Raw genomic sequence first — 7,094 nt, forward strand, 5'->3', positions numbered from 1 at the left:
AGCCTGATCCGCTCGGTGAAAGGCAGTTGCGACAGGATCTCGTCCTGGTCTTCCGGCTCGAGGTCTTCGAGGATGTAGACCGCATCGTCGGAATCGAGTTCCTGCACCGCCTGCGCGATTTGCGCATTGGGCAGGTTGTCGACGATATCCATGCGGATCGCCTCGTCGACCTCGGTCAAAGCGGAAAAATCGAAGTCGGCGCCCAGCAGATCGACCAAGGCAAGCCGTTGTTCGGGGTGCAGCGCCTCGATGAGGTCGCCAAGTTCCGACTGATGCAGGTCGTCGACTTCACGCTTGAGGGTCAGCGTGTCGCGGTCGGCGATCGCCGCACCAATCCGGGCGAGGAAGGACGAAAGGACGGCACCGTCCTCGCCATAGATGTCGGCGTGGTGCTCGTCGGCGGCCCTGGCGCCCGTCGTCCGTTCGTCCTGGCCTTCCACCAGCGCCTCCCGCCATCAGAATCCCGGAAAAGGTGCAAATCAGGTCTAGACCATGAGTCCGCAAAGTGGAAACCGGTTTTCGGCCCGGTGCCTGTGCAAAAGCGACGTCGGCCCAACACGCTTCAACTTCGCAACATGGCCTTCTAACGCTCGGGAATCTCAGGTCAAACGCATGCTTGCCCGCTCACGTCGGGCTTCGCCGATGCCGTGTTGTCATGCGCGCACGGACTATCGATTTCATCAAAAGAAGGGCGCCCTTCGGCTTCCGGCGGCGCGACAGCTGATGTCGCTGGGGAAAGAGCACCCTCGCGCCATTGGGGCAGAATTACCATGACGCAGGTCCAGGCATCGCCAGGACCCGCCAGGCCGCAACAAAAAAGCCAGAAGCCCTTGAAGATCAGGTCACGGACAGAGAACAAGGCAATCGAAGAGCGGCGCGTTCGCGTGGTCGTCGCCGAACGCAATCCGCTCGTCATATCGGCTCTGCGCGAAATGCTGGAATGCGACGGGCGGTTCGAACTTTTGGCCTCGGTACAAAGCGGCAGGCATTTCCTGGAGCTTGCCACGGCACAGGAGTTCGATGTCGCCGTGATCGGTTGGAAGCTCTCTGACATGGACGGCGGGGACGTCCTGGCCGAGGTCCAGGGCAGCAAGCTCAACGTTCGCATCGCCATCTTTTCAAACGACCATGACATCGGCATCCTGAAACAGTGCGTGCGCCTGGGGGCGCAGGGCTACTGCTTCCAGTTCGACGATCCCGCCATCATCTTCGACACGATCCTGGCGGTCGCGCACGGCCGCATCTGCATTCCCTATATCGACATCAACAAGGTCAACGACACGCCTCTGTCTCGACTGACCGTGCGCGAGCGTGAACTGCTGGCGGTGCTGTCCGACGGCTGGACCAATTTGCAGATCGCGACCCGGACCGGCATCTCCGAGAATACGGTGAAATATCACCTCAAGAATCTCTACGACAAGCTGGATGTCCGCAACCGCGCCATGGCGGTAGCGCTCTATTCGAGCGAGAAGCGCCGAAGCCCCAAGTCACCTATCGGGTAGGCCAACCGGGTAGGAGCACCCCACCCGCGCGGGCCAACTACTTACCCGGCAAGGTGTTGTTGGCCGGCCGTATCGACGCGACACTTCCTCCACAATCCAAAACGATCGGAGGAGTTCGCGCATGGCTGGGTTCACTCATCTCTTCATCCCAGGGCCCACAAACATTCCCGAGCAGGTGCGGCAGGCGATGAACCTGCCGATGGAGGACATGCGCGCGGCCACCTTCCCCGGCCTCACCGTGCCGCTGTTCGAGGACATCAAGAAAGTCTTCAAGAACGAAACCGGCCGCGTCTTCATCTACCCGTCCTCCGGTACCGGTGCCTGGGAAGCGGCGATGACCAATGTGCTCAGCCCTGGCGACCGCGTTTTGATGTCGCGCTTCGGCCAGTTCTCGCATCTGTGGGTCGACATGGCCGAGCGGCTCGGCTTCGAGGTCGACGTGATCGACTGCGAATGGGGAACCGGCGTTCCGCTCGAGCTCTATGTGGAGCGGCTGAAGGCGGACAAGACGCACCGCATCAAGGCCATCTTCTGCACCCAGAACGAGACGGCGACGGGCGTCACCAGCGACGTCGCCGGCTGCCGCGCGGCGCTCGACGATGCGAACCACCCTGCCCTGCTTTTCGTCGACGGCGTCTCGTCGATCGGCTCGATCGACTTCCGCCAGGAGGAATGGGGCGTCGACTGCGCCGTCAGCGGTTCGCAGAAAGGCTTCATGCTGCCGGCCGGCCTCGGCTTCCTGTCGGTCAGCAAGAAGGCTCTCATCGCTTCGAGAACCGCCACCCACCGGCGCTGCTTCTTCTCCTTCGAGGACATGATCCGCGCCAACGATGCCGGCTATTTTCCCTACACGCCGGCGACGCAATTGCTGCGCGGTCTGCGCGCCTCGCTCGACCTCATCGCCGAGGAAGGGCTGGAGAATATCTTTGCCCGCCACCATCGCCTTGGCGAAGGCGTGCGCAAGGCGGTCGACGCCTGGGGGCTGAAACTCTGCGCCAAGGCGCCGAAATGGCACTCGGACACGGTCAGCGCCATCCTCGTGCCGGAAGGCATCGACAGCGCTGAAATCGTCAAAAAGGCCTACCAGAAGTACCAGACGTCGCTTGGCGGCGGCCTCAACAAGGTGGCTGGCAAGGTCTTCCGTATCGGCCATCTCGGCTGGCTGAACGAGGTGATGGTGCTGGCCTCGCTGTCGGCGGCCGAAATGGCGTTGCTCGATTGCGGCGTGCGGCTGGCGCCGGGGTCCGGAGTCGGCGCCGCCATCCAGCATTTCCGCGCCTCGGCCGCGGTGCCGGTCGCCGAAGCCGCTTGAGGATGAGAAGATGAGCCACACCATCAACCATCTCAAGAAGCTCAGGCTGCAGCGCAGCGAGCTGGCGGTTCCCGGCTCCAGCCCGGAGATGATCGACAAGGCGGCCAACAGCGCCGCCGATTTCGTCTTCCTCGACATCGAGGACGCTGTCGCTCCGCCCGACAAGGAACGCGCCCGCAAGAACATCATCCAGGCACTCAACGACATCGACTGGCGCGCAAAGGGCAAGACAGTCTCGGTGCGCATCAACGGCCTCGACACGCACTATATGTACCGCGACGTGGTCGACGTGATGGAACAGGCCGGCGACCGGCTGGACACGATCCTGGTGCCGAAGGTCGGCGTGCCGGCCGATCTCTACATGGTCGAGGCCATGGTCAACCAGATCGAGATGGCCAAGGGATTCACGACCCGTGTCGGCTTGGAAGCGCTGATCGAGACCGCGCTCGGCATGGCCAATGTCGAGGCCATTGCCGCGACGCCCGGCCGGCTGGAAGCGATGCATTTCGGCGTTGCCGACTATGCTGCCTCAAACAAGGCGCGCACCGTCAACATTGGCGGCCTCAACCCCGACTATCCCGGCGACCAGTGGCATTTCGCCCTGTCGCGAATGACGGTCGCCTGCCGCGCCTATGGTCTGCGCGCCGTTGACGGGCCGTTCGGCGATTTCTCCGATCCGGAAGGCTACAAGGCGGCCGCCCGGCGCGCCGCCGCACTCGGCATCGAAGGCAAATGGGCGATCCATCCCTCGCAGATTGCTTTGGCCAACGACGTGTTCTCGCCGCCGGAGAAGGAAGTCACGCGCGCCCGCCGCATCCTGGAGGTGCTGAAGGAAGCCGAGGCGCAAGGCAAAGGCGCCGCCGCACTCGACGGCAAGATGATCGACGCCGCTTCGGAACGCATGGCGCGCAACGTGCTGGTGGTCAACGACGCCATCGAACGCGCCGGCCAGCTTAATTAGCCAACGAGGGCCGCGCGTCGCGGCACTTTGACGATTTGCGGAGGAGAAAAAATGGACATCCACGAATATCAGGCCAAGGAGCTGCTCGCCCGGCATGGAGTGCATGTGCCGCGCGGCGGCCTGGCTTACAGCCCCGAGCAGGCCACCTACCGGGCGCGCGAAATCGGCGGCGGCAAATGGGTGCTGAAAGCGCAGGTTCATTCCGGCGCGCGCGGCAAGGCCGGCGGCATCAAGCTCTGCGCCAATGACGAGGAGATTTCCAGCGCCGCCGAAGCCATGCTCGGGCGCAAGCTGGTGACCCACCAGACCGGCCCGCGCGGCAAGCTGATCTCGCGCCTCTATCTCGAGGAAGCCGTCGACATCGCGCAGGAGCTCTATCTCGGCTTCGTGCTCGACCGCAAGGAAGAGCGCGTCATGATCGTCGCCTCGGCCGCCGGCGGCATGGAGATCGAGGAGATCGCCGAAAGCGCGCCGGATTCCATTATCCGCGCCACCGTCGATCCGGGCGTCGGCATGCAGCGCTTCCAGGCGCGCGAGATCGCCTTCGGGCTCGGGCTTGAGGACAGTCTGATCGGCAAGGCGACCGAGACCATCTTCAGTTGCTATCAGGTGTTCCGCGACTACGACGCCTCGATGCTGGAGATCAATCCGCTGGTGGTGACCCGCGACGGCAGCCTGGTGGCGCTCGACGCCAAGATGTCGTTCGACGAGAACGCGCTGTTCCGGCGGCCGGAAATCTCCGAATTGCGCGACAAGAGCCAGGAAGACCCGCGCGAAACCTTCGCCAGCGACCGCGGCCTGTCCTATGTCGGCCTCGACGGAAATATCGGCTGCATCATCAACGGCGCCGGGCTCGCCATGGCGACGATGGACATGATCAAGATCGCCGGCGGCGAACCGGCCAACTTCCTCGACATCGGCGGCGGCGCTTCGCCCGAGCGGGTGGCGAAATCCTTCCGCGCCGTGCTCGGCGACAAGAATGTCGAAACCATCCTGGTCAACATCTTCGCCGGCATCAACCGCTGCGACTGGGTTGCCGAGGGCGTCATCAAGGCGATCCGCGAGGTCGGCGTCAGCGTGCCGCTGGTGGTGCGGCTGTCCGGCACCAGGGCCGAGGAAGGACGCAAGATCCTGGCCGATTCCGGCGAGGCGGTGATTGTCGCCGACACGCTCGCCGAAGCCGCCGAAAAAGCCGTCGCCGCATGGCGCGCGGCCACCAAGAAAAAAGCAGCCTGAGGGAGGACAGAAAAATGGCAATCCTGCTCAACCGCAGCACGCGCGTCATCGTGCAAGGTTTCACAGGCAAGATCGGCAGATTCCATGCCGAGGACATGAAGCGCTACGGCACCAAGCTCGTCGGCGGCGTCACCCCCGGCAAGGGCGGCCAGACGCATCTTGGCCTGCCGATCTTCAACACCGTCAAGGGCGCGGTGCGCGAAACCCGTGCCGAGGCCAGCATCGTCTTCGTGCCGCCGCCCTTCGCCGCCGATTCGATCATGGAGGCCGCGGACGCGGGAATAAAACTCTGCGTCTGCATCACCGACGGCATCCCCTCGCAGGACATGATGCAGGTCAAGCGCTACATGCGCCGCTACCGCTTCGAGGACCGCATGCGGCTGGTCGGGCCGACTTGCGCCGGCATCATCACGCCGGGACAGGCGCTGATGGGCATCATGCCCGGCAGCATCTACCTTCCAGGCCGCGTCGGCATAGTCGGGCGGTCGGGCACGCTGGGTTACGAGGCCGCCTCGCAGATGAAGGCGCTCGGCATCGGCGTCTCGACCAGCGTCGGCATCGGCGGCGATCCGATCAACGGCTCCTCCTTCAAGGACGTTCTGAAGCTGTTCGAGCAGGACGACGAGACCGACGCCGTGGTGATGATTGGCGAGATCGGCGGGCCGCAGGAAGCCGAAGCCGCGATCTGGGCGCGCGACAATATGAGGAAGCCGCTGATCGCCTACATTGCCGGGCTTTCCGCCCCGAAAGGCCGCCGCATGGGCCATGCCGGCGCCATCATCTCGGCTTTCGGTGAGTCCGCGCAGGAGAAGGTCGAGATCCTGAAAGAGGCCGGCGTCATCATCGTGCCGACGCCGTCGTCCTTCGGCGACGTCGTGGCCGAGACTTTGGAGCGAACGAAGAAGGCGGCTTGAAGCGTTTGGAACAGAGCAGACGCATCAAATTTCGGGAGGACGAGCGCAGCCTCTTGTTGCGCCTGCTGCTTCAGGTCGCAAGCGCGCGGGAGCCGGAGATCGCCGCCGTTCTGACCGGACGTCGGTCGCTTGTCTCGCTTGCCGCGGAGCAGCGCATCCCGGCGCTTCAGGCGAGCGGCGTCTGGTTCCAGCTGCTCGCCATTGCCGACGAGTTGCTCGCCATGCGGGCGCGCCGCGAACTCGAACAAGGCACCGGTGTCGACGACGTGCCCGGCTCCTTCGCTAGCGTGATCGCGCGGATGGCGGCGAACGGCCATTCGGCGGAGCAGGTCCAGGCCAGGCTCGACGAACTCTGCGTCGGCCCGACCATGACCGCGCACCCGACGGAGGCCAAACGCGTCACGGTGCTGGAGATCCATCGCCGTATCTACCGCAAGCTGACCGAACTCGACCAGCCGCGCTGGGCGCCGCGCGAACGCGACCTGCTGGTCGCCGATCTGGAAAGCGAGATCGAGCTTCTGTGGATGACGGGCGAGCTGCGGCTGGAGCGCCCGACGGTCGAACGCGAAATCGCCTGGGGCCTGCATTTCTTTCGTGAAGTCATCTTCGAGGCAACGCCGCAGCTCTATGGCAAGCTGGAAGGCGCCCTCGAGCGCCATTATCCGGCAGCGCCGATCAGAATCCCCTCCTTCATGCGCTATGCCTCGTGGATCGGCGGCGATCGCGACGGCAACCCGAATGTGACGGCCGCCGTCACCGCCCATGCCCTGGCCGAATACCGCGATACGGCCATAGGCTGGTATCTGGCGCAGATGCAGCGGCTGGTGACGGTGCTCAGCGCCAGCTCGAACGTCATCGACCTGCCGGCGAGCTTCAAGCCGGTGCTGCAAACGGCGCTTGATAAAAGCCGACAGGCCGATGGGATCAACGCCCGCAACCCTGACGAACCGCTCCGCCAATTCGCTTCGGCCCTGCTTGCCCGGCTGGAGGCGACACGGGACGGCGGTGCGGCGGCGTACCCGTCGCCGGACGCGTTTCGTGCCGATCTGGAGGGGCTGTCGAGCGTTCTCGAAGCAATCGGCGGGCGCGCGGTGGCCAGGCGTTTCGTCCAGCCTCTGCTCTGGCAGGTCGGCAGCTTCGGCTTCCGCACCGTCTCGCTCGACCTCAGG

At 64.4% G+C, this 7,094-nt stretch carries 6 protein-coding genes and 1 pseudogene; 6 read left to right on the plus strand and 1 reads right to left on the minus strand.

The window, feature by feature from the left end; genetic code table 11:
* A pseudogene (locus EOA36_RS21630) lies at positions 1-440 on the minus strand (magnesium transporter); the annotation flags it as partial.
* A gap of 492 nt (positions 441-932) precedes the next feature.
* Here EOA36_RS21630 and EOA36_RS21635 point away from each other — a divergent pair.
* From EOA36_RS21635 to EOA36_RS21660, 6 genes are all read left to right on the plus strand, one after another.
* Complete coding sequence (locus EOA36_RS21635; protein ID WP_245464433.1) at positions 933-1,502, plus strand: response regulator transcription factor; 570 nt, start codon at positions 933-935, stop codon at positions 1,500-1,502.
* A 121-nt stretch (positions 1,503-1,623) separates the two neighbouring features.
* Positions 1,624-2,814 (plus strand): aminotransferase class V-fold PLP-dependent enzyme, encoded by a 1,191-nt coding sequence (locus tag EOA36_RS21640; protein WP_127279349.1) that lies wholly within the window; start codon positions 1,624-1,626, stop codon positions 2,812-2,814.
* Between the two features lie 10 nt (positions 2,815-2,824).
* The gene (locus tag EOA36_RS21645; RefSeq protein WP_127279350.1) at positions 2,825-3,775 is read left to right on the plus strand and encodes a CoA ester lyase; all 951 of its coding nucleotides are present in this window, start codon (positions 2,825-2,827) and stop codon (positions 3,773-3,775) included.
* 51 nt (positions 3,776-3,826) lie between these two features.
* Positions 3,827-5,011 (plus strand): malate--CoA ligase subunit beta, encoded by a 1,185-nt coding sequence (locus EOA36_RS21650; protein ID WP_127279351.1) that lies wholly within the window; start codon positions 3,827-3,829, stop codon positions 5,009-5,011.
* 14 nt (positions 5,012-5,025) lie between these two features.
* A complete protein-coding gene (gene sucD / locus EOA36_RS21655) occupies positions 5,026-5,925 on the plus strand; it encodes a succinate--CoA ligase subunit alpha (RefSeq protein ID WP_127279352.1) in 900 nt (299 codons plus the stop codon).
* Positions 5,922-7,094: phosphoenolpyruvate carboxylase (locus tag EOA36_RS21660; RefSeq protein ID WP_245464432.1), on the plus strand; the 1,173-nt coding region annotated here is incomplete at its 3' end. The genes sucD and EOA36_RS21660, both read left to right, overlap by 4 nt.

The organism is Mesorhizobium sp. M8A.F.Ca.ET.021.01.1.1, assembly GCF_003998025.1.
Classification (GTDB): domain Bacteria; phylum Pseudomonadota; class Alphaproteobacteria; order Rhizobiales; family Rhizobiaceae; genus Mesorhizobium.